Origin of the sequence: Corynebacterium argentoratense DSM 44202 (assembly GCF_000590555.1) — a bacterium.
Classification (GTDB): domain Bacteria; phylum Actinomycetota; class Actinomycetes; order Mycobacteriales; family Mycobacteriaceae; genus Corynebacterium; species Corynebacterium argentoratense.
Genome location: NC_022198.1, coordinates 418,408 through 437,690, shown reverse-complemented (window position 1 = coordinate 437,690; position 19,283 = coordinate 418,408). Strand labels below are relative to the sequence as shown.

Genomic DNA, 19,283 nt, shown 5'->3' with positions numbered 1-19,283 from the left:
TCGAGTGCCTGCTGCTAGCAGCAGCGCTCGACACGATCCCTCTTGCTCTGATCTATGGCACCGTTGAAAACGAGATCGAGGTCCTTCCTGGCGACCTGAGGACAACGGCAATGGCCTGGTACTTCTTCAACCGCCATCCTGGTGAAGCCGACCTCGTTGCCCTAATGAACGAGCTTCGGAAGGTCGAACTGGCGATCAACGTCGCAGAGTCTGGCGATAAAGAGGTTGGAAACTTAGCGGCTCAACTGGTCGGAACGGACGACCTCGATGAACTGCTGACTAAGCGCGACGCTATACGCAAGCAGCTGAACTGACATCCCCCAGCCATGTGCTAAGAAGCCGTCCGCGTCGCGGGCGGCTTTGCCCCCTACCCCCACGCGGGTCTAAAGCCCATCACGCCACCAATAAACTCACCCCAAAACAATTCCCGAGAAAGGAACCACCATGGCCGAACAACCCCACTACGTCGTCCTCCAAGTAGTTCTCAAAGAGAAGCTCATCACCAGCGGCTCCGCCAACCTCTCAGTCTTGGAGCAGACCATCAATGCGCAGGCAGAAAAGGGCTACCGACTGCACACCATCAGCACGGCATCCTCCGGCAGCAAGGGCCTACTGGGCGGCGACCGTATCCAGGCAACCCTCGTGTTTGAAAGCATCGAGCAGGCCTTGGGCTAGCCCCTCCTCGCCCCGGGTTTGTGGCCGTCCGCGTCGCGGGCGGCTTCTTTTATGCCCTAGCCCGGTGCGCTCACCCCGTCTTACCCCACAGTGCGGACGACTTACCCCACCCCCGGCTGGGCTGCGGTGTTGGAAAACGTAAGAAAACGTAGAAAAATAGGGAAACGTTTACTTTTCAGGGAGGTGCACCATGAGCGACTCAAACGTCACAGACCTAAACCAATGGCGCGAGGATCGAACCTCAAGCACCCGGTTTTTCACGACAGTATACGAAGTCGCCCCCACAGGCTCCCGCCCCCTCCTTGTTCGCGCAGACAACGGCTCGAAGTACTGGTGCAAACAGCTAAATAACAGCCAAGGGCCCGAGGTTGTGGTGAACGAACTCGTCACGAGCATCATCGGCGACGCAATCGGCGCACCGATCCCTAAGTGGACAATACTCCGCCCCTCGCCCACCTTGATCGGAAAGCGATTCAGGAACTCCCGCAACCCCAACGAGATGACTTGTGTTTTCGAAGAACCAGTGTTCGGCTCGCTAGTCGTTGATTTTCCTGGCATCCCGATGCATAGCAGCGTGTTCCAATTCGTTGATGATAATTCGAACCAGCGCCGCATTGCCCGCCTAATCGCGCTGATCTTGATCTGCAACGGCCAAGATGTGCAGTTCTCCTACGAGAAGGAAAACGACAATACGATATGGTGCTTCGACTTCGGTTTCTGGTTTGATTCTCACGAGAGCCCCTGGGGCTTAACGCCCCATGATGCCGCCTTCGGCAGGCCAGATCTGCCATCGCTCCATACCTGCATCTCAGAGAGATACTGGCACGAAGCCATTGATACACTCAACCAGTTGAACGCCACAGCCCTAATTGAGGACATCACGCACCATTTGCCGGAAGAATGGAAAATACCGGAAGCCCGTGTCGTCCAACTCGTGCGGTACGCAATCGAAAGACGTGATTACGCCAAGCAGGAGCTAAGTAGACTACAACAAGCTTATTTCTAGGAAGGAGGAAAGATGCTAATCAAGTACCGCGTTGTCACCGCACGTCCGTCTCCATGGTCGGTCACTTCGGTAGGCATCGGCATCATCGCAGAGGATCCAAGCACCCAGCAGATCCGCTCCCGTTTTCTCAACGGACACGCCTACCGCAGGCTTGAGGTTCTCGGAATCCAACCCTATGTTCATTCCATCGCGCAGGAGCTATCGCAAGCACTGAACAAAGCCCAGCCCTTGGCGACACAGCTCGGATTCTCCGAACCCGAATTAAGCGCCCCTGGATACCTTGCCGTTATCGAGAAGCATTGGAACGGCACCGTCCGAATATCACCTCCCAGCGTGATGGATGCCGATAGTGTTGATGCTTGCTTGGACATCCTCTTCGAAGACCTCATCGGGCTGTCGTCCAAGCCTCGCAAGCAGTCTCCGCGAGAGAAGCTGCGCGGTGAAGTGCGCCGAGCTTATCGGGGGATTCCTGCAGTTCTGGCGAAGCGCCCGCGCCTAAATATTGCTGGAATAGACCGGAGCTTCGACTTTGCTGTTCAGTCTGAGTACGGCGTCGAAGAGATCAGCCAGACTCAGATCTTCGGTACCGATGAAGACCTGGTACGAACAGCGGACGCCTTGACCCAGCGAATACAAGAGCTCCGAACGAATGGTGCAACATACATCCACAATGGCGAGCACCACACGATCGGCAATGACGTGGAAATTGCTGTATTTTTTACGATCCCCCACGCAGACCGCAATAAAGCGATGGAACTGGCCGATAGTTACTCCACGCGATGGGCTGACGAACGCACACGGGTAATCCCTGCACTGGCAATACCTGAGCATGCCCATCGGCTAGCAGAACGCATCGGGGCCTAGCCCGCGCGGAAGGAGGCGTTAACCCTGTCCAACACCTCCTCCGTGCGCTGCTCCGTCGCCCGCAGATAGATCTCCGTAATCGTCTTCAAATCCACCTGCCCCAACATCCGACCAATCGCAGGAATCGGCATACCCGCCTCCGCCAGCGTCGTAATCAACCACACCCGCCCATAATGCGGCGAAATCTTGCCCTCCACACCCGCACGCTTCTTGGCTGTGGCCAACCGACACCGGTAACTGGTGTCCATCACCACCTTGCCCAAGGCGGTCACGCAGATCTGCGCGTCGGCGGGTTTCGGCGCGAACTTCTCCAAGTGCTCTTTAATCATCGGAACGAACTCAGGGAACACCGGAACGTCGCGGACGCCGGCGTCCGTCTTCGGAGTTTCAAGGCGCACCATCCCACCACCGGCGTTGTCGCGGTAGGCACTGCCGCGCACATGCACCACAGCCTGGTCGCCAGTGACATCGATGTCCATGCGACGCAAGGCCAGGACCTCCCCGATACGCAGACCGTGGAAGAAGGTCAGAACACCGATAATGCGGTGCCGCGGCTCCAGCTCATCAACGATCGCTCGCATCGTCTCATAGGTCGGCAGTTCCTTGCGTTCCGACTTCGGGCGCTTAATGCCCAGCCGTGCAGCAGGATTAATCGGCAGCAACTCGCGTTCCACGGCAGCTTTCAGCGCGGTCGATAGACGGCGCAACGCCGAGTGGTTTTCTTGCTGGCGCCCATAGGTAGCCTCCAGAGCATCCCACCAACGCATAACCTGGCCACGCGTCAGACTCGCCAGCGGGAGGTGTTGAAAGTTCTTCGCAGCCCCAGGTGCTTTGAACACCCTGCGGTCCAGCGCCGCGCGATAGTTCTGCATCGTCGAAGGCTTCAACGCGCGTGACTGGATCTCCAGCCACTGCTGTAGCCACTGGCCGACGGTAATGTCCGCCATCTCCTCGAGTTCCTTCTGCGCGGCTCGCTGCTTCGGTGACGCCCACTCCCCTTTCTCCAGAAGGCGCTCCTCGGTGTTCAGCCACGCGCGGGCCTCGCCGTAGTCGTAGAAAGGATGCGGGCCGGAATGCTTGACCCCATCCGGGCCGACGTAGCGCGCGCGATAGCGCCCAGACGGTAGCTCGCTAATAGTTCCGAATGATCGACGGCGTGGCATGAACACTCCCCAAGGGTGGATGCAGGGCAGGAAGCCAGCCAAGAGAATGCACATTGCACAGTGTCCACGTGGTCTTGCGTGGTCCGAAACGTGGTCTCTACGTGGTCTCCAGGCTTTCCTACGTTTTCTCTATTTTCCTAACTTTACCTTTCAGAAACGCGCCGCAACCTGCGGAAAATAAAGAAAAATACCCCCCAACCTGCAAGAGGTCAGGGGGCATAAAGTGGAGCTGCCGAGAATCGAACTCGGGTCCTACGCCACCTCGCCAGGGCTTCTCCGTGCGCAGTTCGCACAGTATCTCTACTCGACCCTCCAGATCAGGCAAACATGTCTGGATGATAGGCCCAGTTGTCGGTAAAAATGTCCTTCCCCATCCCGTCAACACAACGAGGAAGTAAGTTCCCGTAATCGATGCCGAAGTCCAAGCCAGGAACAAACCTGGGTCCGACAGACACGCGGTCGCTAGCTCTTAATTAGGCAGCGAGGGCGTAGTCGCGCTGAGTGTTCTCGGCGCTTATAGGTTTGCTACGACGCTTACGGTGGTCTCTAGCCTGCACCGGCACGCTTCCCCTGGCTCACTGTACGCAGTCGAAACCAAAAATCAGCCCCATACAGCCGCGCCCCGAACGGGATAATGCTCGTCTTCCGAAGCGCAAGCACCGATCCTAGCAGCAACCCGCCCGCGACGCCACACCCCGCGACGTCATCAATGTTGACGAAACTAACCCTTGATGCCCTTGACGCGGCGGCCAAGCTCGCGGGTAATGTCGCGTTCCTCAGCCCTACGCTTCAAATCCTGACGCTTGTCATAATCCTGCTTACCAGCAGCCAAACCCAGCTCCACCTTCAGGCGACCGTCCACAAAGTACAACTTCAACGGAACCAAAGTCTTGTTCCCGTCGCGGACCTTACCCATCAGAGTGTCAATCTCTTTACGATGCAACAACAACTTACGCACACGACGCGGCTTATGGTTAGTCCACGAACCATGCGAATACTCATTGATGTAGAGGTTGCGCAGCCACACTTCCCCATCATCGATCGTGGCAAACGTGTCCACCAGGCTGACCTTGCCTTCGCGAAGCGCCTTGATTTCCGTACCCACCAAAACAATCCCGCACTCATAAGTGTCCAGGATGTTGTAGTTGTGACGCGCCTTACGGTTAGTCGCCACGACCGGATTCTGGGTGGGTTTCTTCTTCTTTGCCATAACGGTGGACGATTCTACTGTGCTTTACTTGCGCACGTAGAACCGCAGGGTGATCTGCGCAGTAATCGCCGCGAAGAATACGCCAACAATCGCGACAATCGGCGACACAACCCACAGGTCATTCGTAGTAACCGGCGCAATCAACTGACTGTCGTACAAACCCTTGAGGGCCTTATCAAGCAGCAGGGCCTTGCCGGCGAACAAACCGCCCACAGAGCACACCGCACCAACCAACGCCGCGATGACTGCCTCCACCACGAAGGGTGCCTGGGTGAACCAGCGGGAAGCACCCACCAGACGCATGATCGACATTTCTTCCCTGCGTGAGAACGCCGCGATCTGGACCATGTTCGCAATCAGGAAAATCGCCGCAATCGCCTGAATACCGGCGAGGATGAACGTCGCATTACGGACGGCGTCAAGGTTGTCGGTAGCGCCACGCAAATCGTCGACCTGATCAATCACATCAGACACCTGCGGCAGCTTACGCACAGGATCAAGAGAACTGGTGTCCAACGGATCCTTCATGCGGACATGGAAAGCGGCGGGAAAAGCGTCCTTCGACGTTGCCTCGACCAACTGAGGGTCAGTGTTCTGGAAGACGTCAACGAAGCGCTCGTAGGACTGTTCGCGGTTGCGGAACGTCACCGATTCCACCCCCTTACCCTCAGCGTCTTCGAGAAGTTTGCGTACTTCCGTGCACTCCTTGGACTTACAGTTGGGGTCCTCGGCAGAGGTCTTGTCGTCGAGCTGGATCATCACCTCGACGCGATCCAAATAGATTTCCTTCGTCCGCTCGGTCATGCCGGTGACCAGAAAACCGGTGGCGAGCAGAGCGAGAGAAATGGCAGTCGTGATGACGAGCGCGATCGTCATCGTCAGGTTTCGTCCGAGACCGTGAAGGGCCTCGCGCAGAATATATCCGAGTCGCATGGTGGCCTAATCCTTCTAGGTGTCTATCGGTCGAGTCCATAGACGCCGTGGGCGTCATCGCGGACGAGTGTTCCAAGGTTGAGCTCGATCACACGACGTCGCATCGCGTCCACCGCAGCGGCATTGTGAGTCGACATAACCACAGTGGTTCCAGCCTTGTTGATTCGGTTGAGCAACACCATGATTTCGCTGGACGTATCTGGATCCAGGTTGCCCGTGGGCTCATCGGCAAGCAGCACAAGAGGCTTGTTCACCGTTGCTCGCGCGATGGCCACACGTTGCTGCTCACCACCAGAGAGTTCGCCGGGCATGCGGTGAGCTTTTGATTCCAGGCCAACCATTTCGAGGGTTTCGGGGACCAGCTTCTCGATGGTCTGATTGTTCTTGCCGATCACTTCTAGCGCGAAGGCCACGTTGTCGTACACGTTCTTCTTCGGCAGCAATCGGAAGTCCTGGAAGACGTATCCAACGCGCTGGCGCAGCTTGTTAATTTGGGAGCCGCGCAGCTTGTTGACGTGGAAGTCCCCGAGGTGAATATCGCCGCTGGTGACGTTTTGTTCACGCAGCATGAGCTCGAGGAACGTGGACTTTCCACTACCTGACGGGCCGATGAGGAAGACGAAGTCTCCCTTGTCGATAGTCAGGCTGATATTGTCCAGCGCAGGGCGCGTGGATGTTTTGTACAGCTTAGTTACCTGGTCGAAGGTGATCACAAAAACCACAATAGTTTACTTTCACCCCATGCGAAACTTGAATGCGGCGGGGGCGTGAGCCAGGACACGGTTTGCTATGGTGTGCACCACGTTGACCACAGGTCGGCCCAACGCCGGCCACACCACGATTGGAAAGATATGGCCGACTCTGCAACACCCACCGCCGCCCGCACAGCGGGCGCCAAGCAATCAGAACAACAAGCCGGCCGCGCAGGCGGATTTCTCGGCGCCGTCGAACGCGCGGGTAATGTCCTCCCAGATCCCTGCTGGCTCTACGTCATTTTGATCCCCCTGGGTGCTACGGCTTTTAAAGCTGTGGGACGCTCCCCGGTTGTCGGCGCGATGGTTGCCTTCGCGGCGTCATCGGCTGGTTCCTGTTTTTCCTTGCCTGGTACGGACTAGGCCTTCCGCTGGGTATCGGCTAGCAGCATAAAGACTGGCTGGGGGCTAGTCTGCCTCTGCCATTCGCCAGCGGATACCGGCCTCCAGGAAGCCATCGATATCACCGTCGAGCACCTTGGAGGGATCCCCTACCTCGTAGTTCGTCCGAAGGTCTTTAACCATCTGGTAGGGGTGCAACACGTAGGAACGCATCTGGTTGCCCCACGATGCGTTGCCTCCAGCGCCAAGGGCGTCCAGCTCTGCGCGCTCCTCCTGACGCTTACGCTCAAGCAGCTTCGCCTGAAGCACCCGTAGCGCGGAAGCTTTGTTTTGGATCTGGGATTTTTCATTCTGACAGGTCACCACGATGCCCGTGGGGATATGAGTCAAGCGCACCGCAGAGTCCGTGGTGTTGACTGACTGACCGCCGGGCCCAGAAGAACGATAAACGTCAACGCGGATCTCGGAGTCGGGAATATCGATGTGGTCCGTCTGCTCAACGACAGGAAGTACTTCGACTTCTGCAAAAGAGGTCTGACGGCGCCCTTGATTGTCGAAGGGGCTGATGCGCACGAGGCGGTGGGCTCCCTGTTCGACCGACAACTGTCCGTACATGTATTCGCCGTGCACCACAAATGTCGCGGATTTGATGCCCGCTTCTTCGGCGTAGGACACGTCGTAAACCTCGACCTTGTGCCCTTTCTTTTCTGCCCACCGCACGTACATGCGCATGAGCATCTCCGCCCAGTCCGCGGCATCGACGCCACCGGCTCCGGAACGGATATTGATAACAGCTTCGCGAGCATCGTATTCCCCAGAGAGCATGGTGGTGACTTCGAGGGAATCGATAGCAGCGCGTAGCTCTTCGAGTTCGGCGTCAGCCAGCTCTGGCCCCTCGCCTTCCTCCTCTGCCAGTTCATACATAACCGGCAGGTCTTCGATGCGTTGACGCAGGTCAGCGAGCTTGCGGAGAGTGCCTTGTTTTTGGGACAGTGCGGAGGTCACCTGCTGCGCGGTCTCGGGATTGTCCCACAGGCTGGGGTCGGAGGCTTTGGCTTCGAGCTCTCGGACTTCCTCATCCAGGGTGGCGGGATCGAGGACCTTCTCGATGGTGGTGAGGGTCGCATCGAGGTTGGCGATGGCGGAGCTTACTTCGGGTTGCACAATCGCAAAGTCTAGCGCGCCTGGCACAATAGGGGTATGACTAAGGGCACTGCCGCGGCGAATCCTCCGAATATGGAGGAGATGATCGACGCTTTAACCAAGACGTTTGTCATTTCTCACGAGACTGATTCCGATGAGCATTTGGCTCAGGCGTTGGTCTTCAACGCTGGGCGTCTGGCGTGGCGCCTGCGTAGCTCTGTGGATTTAAAGGCCGAGCAGAAGACGAATGTTACTGACGTCGTGACGGTCGCTGACCGTGCTGCGGAGCGCTTCGTTGCAGGTGTCCTGGCGCAGCTTCGGCCTGAAGACGGTCTGCTGGGTGAAGAGGGGGCTTCCAGTGATTCTTCTTCTGGTCGCCGTTGGGTAATTGATCCGATCGATGGCACGTGGAATTTCACCTCGGGCAGTGATTATTTCTGCTCGGCGCTTGCTCTCGTAGAAGACGACAATCCTATCTTTGGGGCGGTGCATCGTCCGGCGATGGGATACACGTGGTTCGGCGGTCCGGGTCTTCCCACCACGAGGGATGGGCAACCCGTGCCTCGTTTGGACAAGGCTCCCATGAGTCAGTTGTGTTTGGGCACGTACCTGCACCCGACGCGTTTCGGAGAACCCGTGAAAAAGACGTGGGAGCAGGTGATTAGCAATTTCGGCACCGTCCGCATGTTGGGTAGTGCTTCGATCGATCTTGGGTCGGTTGCCGATGGCACTCTGGGGGCGTGGCTGCAGCACAGTGTAGCGGAGTGGGACTGGCAGCCGGGGCGTGCTCTAGTGGAGGGCGCCGGTGGTTCGACTGCTCGAGTGGGTAAATGGTGTATCGCTGGAAATAGCCAGGTTGTGAAAGAAATGGCGGAGGTTTTGAACAATGCCGACAGCATCTAGTAGCACTGGGGCATCCGGCGGCGCGTACGCTGCTGAGCTTGCGCTCGCGTTGAAGCTTGCTGACGTCGCGGATGCTGTGACGTTTCCAAGGTTTCAGGCCTCTGACCTGTCTGTCGACACAAAGCCAGACATGACTCCTGTGTCAGACGCGGACTTGGCCTGCGAGCGGGCATTGCGCACTGAGCTACAGCGGCTCTGCCCCGATGATGAGGTCCTCGGTGAGGAATTCGGCGGGACCGCGTCTTTTTCTGGCCGCCAGTGGGTGATTGACCCGATTGATGCGACGAAGAACTACGTTCGTGGAGTCCCGGTGTGGGCCACCCTCATCGCGCTCCTCGTTGATGGAAAGCCAGTCGTGGGTGTTGTATCGGCCCCTGCGTTGGGCCGCCGCTGGTGGGCGTCTGCGGGCGATGGCGCGTTCAGACAGGCGTTGGGTAAGCCCGCGGAGAAGATTTCTGTGTCTAAGGTTGCCCGCATCGAGGACGCTTCTGTGTCCTTTTCCTCCCTCGATGGGTGGCGCGACTGCGGCAAGCTCGATGCCTTCCTGCAGCTCAGCGACGTCACCTGGCGTTTGCGCGGTTTTGGTGACTTTTATTCTTACTGCTTGGTGGCTGAGGGCGCCGTTGATGTGGGGTTGGAGCCGGAGGTGTCCTTGTGGGACCTCGCTCCCCTAGCGATCCTCGTTGAGGAGGCCGGCGGCACCTTCACCAATGTCGCCGGCGCACCCGGACCCCATGGTGGTTCAGCTGTCGCGACTAACGGCGCCCTTCATGACGCCGTGTTGCGCACTCTGAACACTTAAAGGTGCGCTCGCAGTTGTGCCGCCGCTGTCCACATTCTGGACGACGGCGGCACATGCGGTACTACGCGTAACGAACGCGCTGCACCTGGCTACGCTGCGGGGGTGAATCCCGCGCCAATGCCTTGGCGGGCATCCAAGTCGGCGACCACTCGGTCGATGCGCGTGGACAAGGTCGGGGAGAACAGCGGACCTTGCCATGGGGTGGTGCAGGGCGCTCCGGGGATCAGCCCACCGGAGACCATGCCAACAACCTTGCTGCCCTGCAACAGCGGCGCACCAGAGTCACCATTCATGGCGCACAGCTGGGAAATGTTCAAGCCTTCTGCGTTGCTCAGACTGACCCCGTAGGTGGTGCCGGTTGCGACACCATGCTTGGCGACAACCTCGCCCGGCGCCAATGGGGCGCCGCCGACCTCAGAGACGTGCACGCCGTTGTAGGTGCCCGTGATCTTGGCGTTGTCGTCGAAGCGGATCAGCGCATAGTCCTTTTCCGGCACTCGGGCGACGATCTGCCCACTGGGCCCCAGGTTGTAGGAGTCAGCCGACAGGACTTTCTCCCCCACCTGGCCGCAGTGCGCAGCGGTCACGCCAACCTTGTTTCCCGCGGCGTCATAACCTGCGAAGGCGAGTGTGCAGAAACCCTTTTCGCCCACATAGATCGGGGTTCCGGGACCATAGAGGGAATAGCCTTGCGCTTCCGCGTCAAGGGATTCTTGCGGGATATCCGGGGCGTGGAACATGCTGCCCTCGACACGGTGAAGCACGGCGCCGGGCTTCATCGCCATCAGCTGTGCGTGGGGATCAGTAGTCCAGGTGTAGTCCGGCCCGTTAAGCTTCGCGGGCTCGGCGACCGGCAGCACCGGGGCCTGAATGCTGGGGGCCACAACCTGGGTGCCGAACTGCGCATTGAACTGTTCCGTTGCAGCCTTCAGCTGCGCATTAGCGTCCGCAACCTGCTGACCAACCTGCCGATTGATGTCGTTAAACAATGCGTCGACCGGGGTCGCCGTGAAGAAGTTACTGGGCAGGGCAGTTTCCACGACCGTGCCGGCAGCTACCGCGGCGTCAGTATTTACGACAGTGTTCGCGGTGTTGTTGGGAATAATTGGCGACGCCGCGTCGGCCGGGGCTTCATCGGCAAAGGCTGAGGTGGCGGGCAGGGACACGAGAAGGCAAGCCCCCAACACGGTGATGGCGGGGCGTAGAGAAAAGGACGGCATAGCACCCCATTGTGCCAGCGCATTAGGTGTGACAATCCTCGGCGCGCGGGCCACGAATGTCACGAAATGACAACAGGTCGGCGCAGCCTCGTGAGAGTGCGCCGACCTGTTGTTTTTGCCCAGACCCGGATGCTGTCGGTGCCGCACCGGGGCTACGTCGGGGCTAGTTGGGGGGGTGCTTCGGGGTTAGTCATCGATTTCAATGAGGCCCTGTCCGCCTTGAACCGCATCGCCCTCGGACACGTGGATAGCACCGACGGTGCCGGCCTTCGGCGCGGTAATTTCCGTTTCCATTTTCATGGCTTCCAGCACGAGCAGGACTTGACCTGCCTCAATGGCGTCGCCCTCTGCAACAAGCACCTTGGATACGGAGCCCGCAAGGGGGGCTGCGATAGCGTTTGCAGACACGCCCTGGACGGACGCGGTCGTCGGGGCTGCGGGAGTGTTGGTCGGGCTAGAGCCGAACACAATCGAACCGAGCTGGCGGGTCTCTTCCTCCACCTCGACGTCGACGGAGTAGGCAATACCGTTGACGGTCACCTTAAGTTTCATGGTTGTTCCTTAAACGTTTAGAGCTTGCGACTCAGGGTCTGCACAGCCTGACGGCCTTGTGCTGCCCACGTGCGGTGGCGGCTGAAGTGAACGGCTTTAACCTTGCCCTTGTTGCCTAGGTAGGCGGACACGGCAGCCGAAATAGCAAGGAGGACATCCTCCGGGATCTCTTGCTGGGAACGCTGCTTGAGCTCCTGCAGCTCAGACTCGACGACCGCGAGCCTGGCTTGCACAGCTTCAAGCTTTTCCAGTAATTGTGCATTGGTGATCTCTGACATGGCCATCGCTCCTTACACCGGGCCGAGTCCGTGCTTCTTGGCGGGACGCGAGACGCGCTTGTTCGCCAGAAGCTCCAGGGCCATCGCAATCTCGCGACGAGTATCCGCTGGGTCAATGATGTCGTCGACCAGTCCGCGAGAGGCGGCCATGAACGGAGTTGAGAAGGTCTCCTTGTACAGCTGGATTAGCTCGGCACGCTTAGCTTCCTTATCCTCCGCTGCTTCGATCTCCTTGCGGAAAACGACGTTGACGGCACCTTCGGCACCCATGACGGCGATCTCTGCGGTCGGCCATGCGAAGACCTTATCCGCGCCCAAGTCCTTCGAGCACATGGCTAGGTATGCGCCACCGTAAGACTTCCGCAGCACGACCGTGATCTTCGGAACGGAAGCAGCCGAGTACGCATAGAGCATCTTGGCGCCGTGTCGGATAATGCCGCCGTGTTCCTGGGTCACGCCCGGCATGAAACCGGGCACGTCGACGAGGGTGACCAGTGGGATGTTGAAGGCATTGCAGAAGCGGATGAACTCGCTGCCCTTGTCGGAAGAGTTGATATCCAATACACCGGACATCACGTTGGGCTGGTTGGCGATGACGCCGACCGTGCGGCCGACCACTCGGGCGAAACCGGTCACAATATTTGGTGCGAAGCCAGCCTTGACTTCGAGGAAGTCCCCGCGGTCGACGATGAGCGCGATGATTTCGCGGACATCGTAGCCCTTCTTGCCGTCGACCGGAACAATGTCACGCAATGCTGGGTCGGGCTCGACGATTTCTTCAGGATCGACGATCGGAGGTTCTTCAGTGTTGTTCTGCGGCAGGAAGCTCAACAGCTTCTGTGCAATGAGCACGGCCTGCTCATCGTCATCGGCGATGAAGTGGATGTTGCCGGCCTTCGCCATGTGGGCATCTGCTCCACCCAACTGCTCTGCGGTGACGTCCTCACCGGTCACAGACTTGATCACGCCGGGGCCAGTAATAAACATCTGAGCCTTGCGTGTTTGGATGATGAAGTCGGTCAACGCGGGGGAATATGCCGCGCCACCTGCGCAGGGGCCAGCGATGATAGACACCTGGGGCACCAGGCCGGACAGCAACACATTGTTGTAGAACACCTTGCCGTAACCAGAGAGGGAATCAATGCCCTCCTGCACGCGGGCTCCACCAGAATCGTTGATGAACACAAACGGCGTACCCGTGGTGGCAGAAGCCTGCATCATGGCGGCTACCTTGTTGGACTGGGTCTCACCCGCGGAGCCACCCATGACGGTAAAGTCCTGGGAAGCAATGTGCACGGGGCGACCAAACACAGCGCCGGAACCGGTGACCACACCATCGGCGGGAGCAACAGCCTTATCCATTCCGAAGTGGGTGGTGCGGTGCTTGGCGAACATTCCGGTTTCCTGGAAAGTACCGGCATCAACAAGCGCTTCGATGCGCTCTCGGGCTGTCATCTTCCCTTTTGAGCGTTGCTTATCGAGCTTCGCCTCACCACCGCCTAGCTCAACGTCGTGCTTCGCCTTGGCCAGAGCGTCGAGGCGCTCCTCCATTGTGGGTTCTGTAGTCATTTTTCGAACTCCTAGGGGGTTATACGGTGCCGGACTAGGCCGGCTCCACCTTGACGGTCTGGGAACGGCCACCAACGGTGACCTTGTACTGGATCGGCTCGCGCACCGCATTCGCTGCACCCGACGCGGCGTCCTGCTCACGCTTCAACTGTTCGGCAGTCTTGCCGACGTTCTTCGGGCCCTCACTGCGGGTCTTGAAGAATCCCGGCGCGACACCCGGGAACAATGCATTGGTGAGCACGTCTTCGTCGCTACCGTCGAAGCCTTCCAACCCCTCGGCCTCGGTGCGCAACTGATCCCACTCCGGGTCGAGCAAGTCCGCAGGGCGGCACGTGATCGGCTGCTTCTTGGTCTGCTCTTCAGCTTGCTTGATCAGCTCAGGGTCGCGCTCGCCGATGCACTCGCCGTAGTAACCGAGCATGAGGTCGGCAAACTCGGCGGTCATCACCTTGTAGCGTCCCATCAGCACGTTGAACACAGCCTGGGTGCCAACGATCTGGGAGGAGGGCGTCACCAGCGGCGGGTAACCGGCGTCCTTACGAACACGCGGCACCTCCTGCATGACCTCGTCGATACGGTCGCCCGCCCCCTGGGCCTTCAGCTGGGATTCCATGTTGGACAACATGCCGCCGGGGATCTGGGAGAGGAAGATGTTGGTGTCCACCAAGGTGGCGGACTCGAACTCCTCGTACTTCGGGCGAACCTGCTTGAAGTGATCGCGGATGTTGATCAGCCGCTCCATATCCAGATCGGTGGTGTAGCCGGTACCCTCCAGCATTTCCACCAAGGATTCAGTCGGGTTGTGCCCCGGCCCCAAAGACATCGAGGAAATCGCGGAGTCAACTACGTCCGCGCCTGCCTCAATAGCCTTCATCAAGGTCACCAAGGTCACGCCAGTGGTCGAGTGGCAGTGCACATTGATCTGCGTGTCCTCGCCATAGGTTTCCTTGATTCCGCGGATGATGTCGTATGCAGGCTGCGGCTTAAGCAGGGCAGCCATGTCCTTCAGGGCAATAGAATCTGCACCCATGTCCAACAGGCGCCCTGCCTGCTTGATGTATCCCTCGACGTCATGAAGCGGTGAGGTGGTGTAGCAGATGGTACCTTGCGCGTGCTTGCCGACGTTCTTGACCGCAGCCATAGCGTGCTCGAGGTTACGGGGGTCATTCAGTGCGTCGAATACACGGAAAACGTCCATGCCGTTCTCCGCGGACTTCTCGACGAACTTATCAACCACCATGTCCTCGTAGTGGCGGTAACCCAAAAGGTTCTGGCCACGCAGCAGCATCTGCAGGCGAGAATTCGGCATCAGCTTGCGGAAAGTGCGCAGGCGCTCCCACGGGTCCTCGTTGAGGAAGCGGATGCAGGCGTCAAAGGTGGCGCCACCCCAGCACTCGACACTCCAGAAACCAGCCTTGTCGAGGTCCTCACAGGCCCCAACCATGTCCTCCATGGCCATGCGAGTAGCCATGAGCGACTGGTGAGCGTCGCGCAGGGCGACTTCCGTGACACCAATCTTTCGTGATGTGTTCGGTTTATCCGATGTTTGCGGGCTCATACTCTCAAAAGTAGACCTTCCTCCCACACGATGGAGTGTGACGATTTAGATCACTTTTTAGGTACACAGTCCGAACGGACAGAATTTCCCACACCCCAATGAGGGGCAGCGCCACACCCGCCGCCCGTTCGGGCAAAAGTCCACATCATCGAGGTGTTTAGGCAACACTGTTCAACCGGCGGGGTTAACGATGGGGGTAGATCACGTAATCACGCCGCGCCCGGCATCAGTGGCAAACCACACACCAGTGCCAGGCGCCCCTTACCGAGATGCTTACAAGGCCCTCACTTCGGAATCAATCAAGGCATCGGAATCGTCGTCAAAAGCACTCTTGAGCCCCCGCACCAACCCCTGCCGAATATCAGCAGACAACACGGGGCCATTGAGCAGCGACCACACCGTAGCCAGGAACGCTCTGCGGTGCTCATCATTGGGCAAAGTCGCAGCCCCTTCCAATCATCAGGCTACTCACCCCGCGGTGCCGGCAGCGCTTCGGCACAGCGCATAGGTAGTCACCGCGGCGTCAGCAAGAAGAAGCTTGCCTTCCCCGGAACTAACATAAGCGTTCAAACTCTCGGCCAAAGCTGCCAGGAGGACCTCTACATCTGAAGATCCATTGTGGAGCAGGAAGCCTTCGCAAAGCCTTGGGGCGTATCCAGGTTGGCCTGCGCAAGATCGGGGTGAACAAGCTGGGTCAGAGCTTTGTGGCGCTGGCGCCAGCCGAGAGTATCGCGACTGTGCATGTCACTACGGTAAAGGGTGCTAGCCAAACACACCCTAAACAGTCCATCAAACACCCCCACCACAGGGTAGGACACCCTCTACTTCTGTGTGGAGTGTTCGCGAACCCTACCCCACTCCGACCGATACCCGAGCAGGTTTCAACTGCCAATTTGCCACAGAAGGATGCGGTGTTGTAGAGTTCTTCTCTGTTGCCAATCGGTACATCCGGTTAGCACAACAACGTGGTGAATAACGTGGCACCCGACGCGGGGTGGAGCAGCTCGGTAGCTCGCTGGGCTCATAACCCAGAGGTCGTAGGTTCGAATCCTGCCCCCGCTACTAAATTAGAACCCTCGGTTCGTGAAAACGAATCGGGGGTTTCTTGCATTGCATCGACCTTCTTGGGGAGAAGGTCGACTACGTCTACTCCAAAGAAATCGGCGACCGCATAGAGCTCCTCGACCGACCAAGCAGTTTGGCCATAGATCTTGCGACTAACGCCTGGACCTGTGATGCCAAGTTCTTCGCCGAGAGCTTTCTTGGTTACGCGGTTCAAGAAAAGTAGTTCATTCACCTTTGCGCCGATCGCCTCATTGAGTAACATCGGCTTGAGGGGTGTCAGCAGAATCTCGCCCGCCAGCGTGAGACCATCGGGCTGGTAGACCGAGAGTTCGTCGACGAGCTCTCAGCGCGTAGCCGAGCCACGCGCCCTGGACTTGAAGCCTGCATCGCGTACCTGCGAGACGGTGACACTCTCAAAGTGGCATCGATTGACCGCCTCGCGCGCTCACTAGTTGATCTTCGTGGATTGATCGACGAGATCACCGGCAAAGGAGCAGCCGTCGAATTCTTGAGCGAGGGACTGACTTTTTCTCCAGGCGTCTCGGACCCCCGGTCTACCCTGCTGTTGGGAGTGCTTGGATCCTTCGCTGAATTCGAGCGGGCTATATTCCGTGAGCGCCAGGCCGAGGGTATCGCCCTGGCAAAAAAGGCCGGGAAATACAAGGGCCGACAACGGGTACTCACCCGCGAACAGGCTGACTCAATTCGTGAGCGAGCAAGAGCCGGCGCCAGGCCGACCAAATTAGCAAAGGAATACGGCGTAAGCCGCAGTACCGTTTACCGTGCACTAGCGAGGGAGGAGAACTCATGACTTTCTTGAATATCCTGGGATACCTATTCTGGCCGGGTGCAGCGGGCATCCTCATTACCAAGGTGCGCGAGACCGGCATCATCGCCGGTCTTGTCCGCAGCGTTCTCCCGATTGTTGGTTTGGCAATTTCGCTAGTGGCCATTGGTGCTCTCGGCGGAGTGCTCGCTGGCACAGCCCGCCAATTTGTGGACGAACAGGAAGCCCAGCCAACCTCGGCGAATCTAGTGAACTCACCGCAAGAGGCGCTTAACCAGATGCTTTCCGATGTGAACTCCCCCGAGGGCTACGAGGGATACTAGATCACTTGGTGACGTGGCATGGGGCAGGAACAACAGCGTTCCTGCCCCACTCTCTTATGCGTTTTGAGTCATTCGAGCATAGTTCTCGAACAGCAGTTCTTGCCGTTGCCGCTCAGTCGTCAATTTACGCCGCGCGCCCATTGCCTTGTCGACCTCCTTGTCTAGGGCATCGTATGCATTAATTAGCGCAGGGTCCATTGCGAATGGATTATAGTGCTCTGCAAGCGAGCGTTCGGGATGCAGGTCTCGCGCCGCCAAGACTTTCTTGCCAGCGTCAATGATTCGCTGGCGAACTGGTTGGTCCAATTCGGGCAAGGCAAAATTATTCCACGTAATAGTGCTTGAGAAACTTACATCCGACTTCAACCGCCCACCGACGGTCTTCATCCAGGTGATAAACATTGACGAAGACGCAACCGCAAACAAAAAGCCATCCGGGTCAACAGCACCATACACCTTGTTCGAAATAACGACTCCTGGATCTAGCTCGGCAACCGGCAGGTATCGACGGTTTGACGAGCTTACCTCCGGCAAACCAACGATGGGCTGATCTGATATAAGTCCAATCTGACGGAATAGGTGATGGTGCGGATATTCGCGTGTCGTTTTTGCCTTCGACTTTGCCCTCTCGGCCCGAACTCCGGCGATTCTCTCCCTCAATAACGCAGACTTGGAAAGATCTCTCGGTTCAACGTCTACCAGCCAAAGACACCATCGATCCTTTCCGTTTATCAATTCGTCGGAGCCGATGTAAGGACGGACATATTTTGCTGCAATTGGATCCTTGAGAACTTCCGCATACTCAGATTCTCGCACCACCAAGTACCCGCCATCAGATGCTTTCGATCCGTAGTTGACTTCTGGCAGAGAAGCCGAGAGAGGAACCGACCGTTTGGAGACAAGAACATTCGGGCCGTCAACAAGGTATGCATTTATTGCCCGTTCCACCGAAATTTCAGTGGGGTCGCCCTTGATGTCGGTGTAGTCCCAAAGTCGTGGACGTGGACTATAGAGTCGGTCAAATCCCACAATGACGCAATGTACTGCAGCTTTACCCGGCGCTTCTGAATCCCATGAGAATGTTCTGTGAGCGAACCGAATTCTCCAGCCAGCAGCAAAGATAGGGCCGAAAAGTCGTGCTGGTCAGTCCATAGAGCCGTATAGGGTTCATCTTCGGAGACACCGCGCACGTGCCAAACGATGTCGAGGTTGTCGATGCCAGACTGAACGATGTCAGAAACGAACGCGTGATGGGATTTCTCGGAAGAGACAACCGCGAACACGATGTCTGCGGCAAAGGAGTTGATGCACTTGGTGAACTGAGGCAGAGATTCGGCATCACCAGCATCCATTCGCAGCACAGGACCTAGGGACATAGTGTTGGTTTCTACCTGACGCAGGAGTAGGAAGATTGCAGAATTGGCGGGGTGAAACCCCAGGATGGCGGGGATTTCGGCGATCAGACGGGCAGGGGACGCGAGCGAAGTAGAGCTGGGCATGACAGGGCCTTTCGACACAGTGACGGATGGTTCAGTCATCTGTCCGAAGCGGCTATGCCGCGAAGATTAGGACGCCCCCCTATGCCGACTTAGCACCCTGGAGATGGTCGCACGTGAGACCCCAAAAGCCTTAGCCACTGAGCTGATCGTGTCGCCTGATTCGACGAGCTTCACGGCCTTGGACTCCTGATCAGGGGTCAACTTCGGCTTCCGGCCGCCAACGCGCCCGTTGGCTCGTGCGTGCGCCACACCCTCCTTGGTGCGTTGGATCAGGAGATCACGCTCCCACTCAGCCAGGGCCGCCATCACGTTGATGATGACCTTGTCTGCAGGTCGGCCAGTGTCTAGCGCTGGCTCCAGGACGCGCACATTGATGTCGCGCTCCGCCAGATCAGCGATAGTGGTGACGACTTCGACGAGACTACGGCCAAGACGATCAAGCCTGGTCACGACGAGGGTGTCATTGGGACGCATGTAGTTCAAGGCATCATCAAGGCCTGGCCGCGACCACTTAGTGCCAGAGATCACGTCCTGGTAAATGCGGTTCGGGTCGCAGCCTGCATCGACGAGGGCGTCACGCTGAGTGTCGAGAGACTCAGTTTGGCGGGCCGTGGACACACGACAATAGCCGATCAACAT

The 19,283-nt window shown here is 58.1% G+C and carries 23 protein-coding genes, 1 tRNA gene, 1 other RNA gene and 3 pseudogenes; 12 read left to right on the top strand and 16 right to left on the bottom strand.

Annotated features, from left to right (window positions below; genetic code table 11):
- Window positions 1–110: 110 nt before the first annotated feature.
- The 4 genes from CARG_RS02130 (at window position 111) to CARG_RS02115 (ending at window position 2,545) form a co-directional block, all read left to right on the top strand.
- On the top strand, window positions 111–314 hold the full coding sequence (locus CARG_RS02130) for a hypothetical protein (RefSeq protein WP_020975743.1): 204 nt from the start codon (window positions 111–113) through the stop codon (window positions 312–314).
- Window positions 315–444: 130 nt separating this feature from the next.
- The gene (locus CARG_RS02125) at window positions 445–675 is read left to right on the top strand and encodes a hypothetical protein (RefSeq protein ID WP_020975742.1); all 231 of its coding nucleotides are present in this window, start codon (window positions 445–447) and stop codon (window positions 673–675) included.
- Between the two features lie 190 nt (window positions 676–865).
- Window positions 866–1,681 (top strand): hypothetical protein, encoded by an 816-nt coding sequence (locus tag CARG_RS02120; protein ID WP_020975741.1) that lies wholly within the window; start codon window positions 866–868, stop codon window positions 1,679–1,681.
- Window positions 1,682–1,693: 12 nt separating this feature from the next.
- Complete coding sequence (locus tag CARG_RS02115; protein ID WP_020975740.1) at window positions 1,694–2,545, top strand: hypothetical protein; 852 nt, start codon at window positions 1,694–1,696, stop codon at window positions 2,543–2,545.
- Here the strand turns inward: CARG_RS02115 and CARG_RS02110 are convergent.
- The 5 genes from CARG_RS02110 to ftsE all read right to left on the bottom strand — a co-directional run bounded on the left by CARG_RS02110 (window position 2,542) and on the right by ftsE (window position 6,564).
- Window positions 2,542–3,708 (bottom strand): tyrosine-type recombinase/integrase, encoded by a 1,167-nt coding sequence (locus CARG_RS02110; protein WP_020975739.1) that lies wholly within the window; start codon window positions 3,706–3,708, stop codon window positions 2,542–2,544. The genes CARG_RS02115 and CARG_RS02110 overlap by 4 nt on opposite strands.
- Before the next feature lie 221 nt (window positions 3,709–3,929).
- Window positions 3,930–4,317: a transfer-messenger RNA gene (gene ssrA, locus CARG_RS09790) on the bottom strand.
- Window positions 4,318–4,429: 112 nt separating this feature from the next.
- The gene (gene smpB, locus CARG_RS02105; protein WP_020975738.1) at window positions 4,430–4,918 is read right to left on the bottom strand and encodes an SsrA-binding protein SmpB; all 489 of its coding nucleotides are present in this window, start codon (window positions 4,916–4,918) and stop codon (window positions 4,430–4,432) included.
- A gap of 24 nt (window positions 4,919–4,942) precedes the next feature.
- Window positions 4,943–5,851: a permease-like cell division protein FtsX gene (gene ftsX, locus CARG_RS02100; protein WP_020975737.1), complete on the bottom strand. Its 909-nt coding sequence runs from the start codon at window positions 5,849–5,851 to the stop codon at window positions 4,943–4,945.
- Window positions 5,852–5,874: 23 nt separating this feature from the next.
- Window positions 5,875–6,564 carry a cell division ATP-binding protein FtsE gene (ftsE, locus tag CARG_RS02095; protein ID WP_041747291.1) on the bottom strand — a complete coding sequence of 230 codons (690 nt, stop codon included), beginning with the start codon at window positions 6,562–6,564 and terminating at the stop codon, window positions 5,875–5,877.
- A 270-nt stretch (window positions 6,565–6,834) separates the two neighbouring features.
- Here ftsE and CARG_RS10695 point away from each other — a divergent pair.
- A pseudogene (locus CARG_RS10695) lies at window positions 6,835–6,951 on the top strand (AbgT family transporter); the annotation flags it as partial.
- A gap of 60 nt (window positions 6,952–7,011) precedes the next feature.
- On the opposite strand, the gene prfB reads toward CARG_RS10695, so the two are convergent.
- Window positions 7,012–8,109 (bottom strand): peptide chain release factor 2, encoded by a 1,098-nt coding sequence (prfB, locus tag CARG_RS02085; protein ID WP_041747290.1) that lies wholly within the window; start codon window positions 8,107–8,109, stop codon window positions 7,012–7,014.
- Between the two features lie 36 nt (window positions 8,110–8,145).
- Here prfB and CARG_RS02080 point away from each other — a divergent pair, with 36 nt between their 5' ends.
- Window positions 8,146–8,991: an inositol monophosphatase family protein gene (locus tag CARG_RS02080; RefSeq protein WP_020975733.1), complete on the top strand. Its 846-nt coding sequence runs from the start codon at window positions 8,146–8,148 to the stop codon at window positions 8,989–8,991.
- Entirely contained in the window at window positions 8,975–9,793 is an 819-nt protein-coding gene (hisN, locus tag CARG_RS02075) for a histidinol-phosphatase (RefSeq protein ID WP_020975732.1), read from the top strand. The genes CARG_RS02080 and hisN overlap by 17 nt, the downstream gene beginning before the upstream one ends.
- Window positions 9,794–9,882: 89 nt before the next feature.
- On the opposite strand, the gene CARG_RS02070 is transcribed toward hisN, so the two are convergent.
- From CARG_RS02070 to CARG_RS10160, 7 genes are all read right to left on the bottom strand, one after another.
- Window positions 9,883–11,013 carry a S1 family peptidase gene (locus CARG_RS02070; RefSeq protein ID WP_020975731.1) on the bottom strand — a complete coding sequence of 377 codons (1,131 nt, stop codon included), beginning with the start codon at window positions 11,011–11,013 and terminating at the stop codon, window positions 9,883–9,885.
- A gap of 186 nt (window positions 11,014–11,199) precedes the next feature.
- Window positions 11,200–11,565: a biotin/lipoyl-containing protein gene (locus CARG_RS02065; protein ID WP_020975730.1), complete on the bottom strand. Its 366-nt coding sequence runs from the start codon at window positions 11,563–11,565 to the stop codon at window positions 11,200–11,202.
- Between the two features lie 17 nt (window positions 11,566–11,582).
- Complete coding sequence (locus tag CARG_RS02060) at window positions 11,583–11,843, bottom strand: hypothetical protein (protein ID WP_041747287.1); 261 nt, start codon at window positions 11,841–11,843, stop codon at window positions 11,583–11,585.
- Between the two features lie 12 nt (window positions 11,844–11,855).
- Window positions 11,856–13,412: an acyl-CoA carboxylase subunit beta gene (locus CARG_RS02055; RefSeq protein ID WP_020975728.1), complete on the bottom strand. Its 1,557-nt coding sequence runs from the start codon at window positions 13,410–13,412 to the stop codon at window positions 11,856–11,858.
- A gap of 34 nt (window positions 13,413–13,446) precedes the next feature.
- Window positions 13,447–14,970, bottom strand: coding sequence for a methylmalonyl-CoA carboxytransferase subunit 5S (locus CARG_RS02050; RefSeq protein WP_020975727.1), 1,524 nt, complete (start codon window positions 14,968–14,970; stop codon window positions 13,447–13,449).
- Between the two features lie 273 nt (window positions 14,971–15,243).
- Window positions 15,244–15,408, bottom strand: coding sequence for a hypothetical protein (locus CARG_RS10165; RefSeq protein ID WP_020975726.1), 165 nt, complete (start codon window positions 15,406–15,408; stop codon window positions 15,244–15,246).
- A 161-nt stretch (window positions 15,409–15,569) separates the two neighbouring features.
- Window positions 15,570–15,713, bottom strand: coding sequence for a hypothetical protein (locus CARG_RS10160; protein ID WP_169733187.1), 144 nt, complete (start codon window positions 15,711–15,713; stop codon window positions 15,570–15,572).
- Between the two features lie 245 nt (window positions 15,714–15,958).
- Between CARG_RS10160 and CARG_RS02040 the strand changes: the two genes are divergently transcribed.
- From CARG_RS02040 to CARG_RS02025, 5 genes and pseudogenes are all read left to right on the top strand, one after another.
- Window positions 15,959–16,032, top strand: a tRNA-Met gene (locus CARG_RS02040).
- A 43-nt stretch (window positions 16,033–16,075) separates the two neighbouring features.
- Complete coding sequence (locus tag CARG_RS02035) at window positions 16,076–16,258, top strand: hypothetical protein (protein ID WP_041746903.1); 183 nt, start codon at window positions 16,076–16,078, stop codon at window positions 16,256–16,258.
- Window positions 16,259–16,336: 78 nt separating this feature from the next.
- A pseudogene (locus tag CARG_RS10690) lies at window positions 16,337–16,684 on the top strand (recombinase family protein); the annotation flags it as partial.
- Window positions 16,667–16,846 carry a helix-turn-helix domain-containing protein gene (locus tag CARG_RS10685; RefSeq protein WP_268869939.1) on the top strand — a complete coding sequence of 60 codons (180 nt, stop codon included), beginning with the start codon at window positions 16,667–16,669 and terminating at the stop codon, window positions 16,844–16,846. The pseudogene CARG_RS10690 and the gene CARG_RS10685, both read left to right, overlap by 18 nt.
- Window positions 16,843–17,145: a hypothetical protein gene (locus tag CARG_RS02025; RefSeq protein ID WP_020975723.1), complete on the top strand. Its 303-nt coding sequence runs from the start codon at window positions 16,843–16,845 to the stop codon at window positions 17,143–17,145. Before CARG_RS10685 ends, CARG_RS02025 begins: the two co-directional genes overlap by 4 nt.
- Window positions 17,146–17,199: 54 nt before the next feature.
- Here the strand turns inward: CARG_RS02025 and CARG_RS02020 are convergent, their stop codons facing one another.
- The 3 genes and pseudogenes from CARG_RS02020 to CARG_RS02015 form a co-directional block, all read right to left on the bottom strand.
- The gene (locus tag CARG_RS02020; RefSeq protein ID WP_236620150.1) at window positions 17,200–18,174 is read right to left on the bottom strand and encodes a type IIL restriction-modification enzyme MmeI; all 975 of its coding nucleotides are present in this window, start codon (window positions 18,172–18,174) and stop codon (window positions 17,200–17,202) included.
- A 128-nt stretch (window positions 18,175–18,302) separates the two neighbouring features.
- A pseudogene (locus tag CARG_RS10625) lies at window positions 18,303–18,644 on the bottom strand (DUF4192 family protein); the annotation flags it as partial.
- A 66-nt stretch (window positions 18,645–18,710) separates the two neighbouring features.
- A complete protein-coding gene (locus CARG_RS02015) occupies window positions 18,711–19,283 on the bottom strand; it encodes a recombinase family protein (protein ID WP_020975721.1) in 573 nt (190 codons plus the stop codon).

What these genes read in the sequence shown, in the direction of transcription:
- CARG_RS02130 (WP_020975743.1), top strand. Translation starts at nt 111, where the DNA reads ATGGCCTGGTACTTCTTCAACCGCCATCCTGGTGAAGCCGACCTCGTT.
- CARG_RS02125 (WP_020975742.1), top strand. Translation starts at nt 445, where the DNA reads ATGGCCGAACAACCCCACTACGTCGTCCTCCAAGTAGTTCTCAAAGAG.
- CARG_RS02120 (WP_020975741.1), top strand. Translation starts at nt 866, where the DNA reads ATGAGCGACTCAAACGTCACAGACCTAAACCAATGGCGCGAGGATCGA.
- CARG_RS02115 (WP_020975740.1), top strand. Translation starts at nt 1,694, where the DNA reads ATGCTAATCAAGTACCGCGTTGTCACCGCACGTCCGTCTCCATGGTCG.
- CARG_RS02110 (WP_020975739.1), bottom strand. Translation starts at nt 3,708, where the DNA reads ATGCCACGCCGTCGATCATTCGGAACTATTAGCGAGCTACCGTCTGGG.
- smpB (WP_020975738.1), bottom strand. Translation starts at nt 4,918, where the DNA reads ATGGCAAAGAAGAAGAAACCCACCCAGAATCCGGTCGTGGCGACTAAC.
- ftsX (WP_020975737.1), bottom strand. Translation starts at nt 5,851, where the DNA reads ATGCGACTCGGATATATTCTGCGCGAGGCCCTTCACGGTCTCGGACGA.
- CARG_RS02080 (WP_020975733.1), top strand. Translation starts at nt 8,146, where the DNA reads ATGACTAAGGGCACTGCCGCGGCGAATCCTCCGAATATGGAGGAGATG.
- hisN (WP_020975732.1), top strand. Translation starts at nt 8,975, where the DNA reads ATGCCGACAGCATCTAGTAGCACTGGGGCATCCGGCGGCGCGTACGCT.
- CARG_RS02070 (WP_020975731.1), bottom strand. Translation starts at nt 11,013, where the DNA reads ATGCCGTCCTTTTCTCTACGCCCCGCCATCACCGTGTTGGGGGCTTGC.
- CARG_RS02065 (WP_020975730.1), bottom strand. Translation starts at nt 11,565, where the DNA reads ATGAAACTTAAGGTGACCGTCAACGGTATTGCCTACTCCGTCGACGTC.
- CARG_RS02060 (WP_041747287.1), bottom strand. Translation starts at nt 11,843, where the DNA reads ATGTCAGAGATCACCAATGCACAATTACTGGAAAAGCTTGAAGCTGTG.
- CARG_RS02055 (WP_020975728.1), bottom strand. Translation starts at nt 13,412, where the DNA reads ATGACTACAGAACCCACAATGGAGGAGCGCCTCGACGCTCTGGCCAAG.
- CARG_RS02050 (WP_020975727.1), bottom strand. Translation starts at nt 14,970, where the DNA reads ATGAGCCCGCAAACATCGGATAAACCGAACACATCACGAAAGATTGGT.
- CARG_RS10160 (WP_169733187.1), bottom strand. Translation starts at nt 15,713, where the DNA reads ATGCACAGTCGCGATACTCTCGGCTGGCGCCAGCGCCACAAAGCTCTG.
- CARG_RS02025 (WP_020975723.1), top strand. Translation starts at nt 16,843, where the DNA reads ATGACTTTCTTGAATATCCTGGGATACCTATTCTGGCCGGGTGCAGCG.
- CARG_RS02015 (WP_020975721.1), bottom strand. Translation starts at nt 19,283, where the DNA reads ATGTTGATCGGCTATTGTCGTGTGTCCACGGCCCGCCAAACTGAGTCT.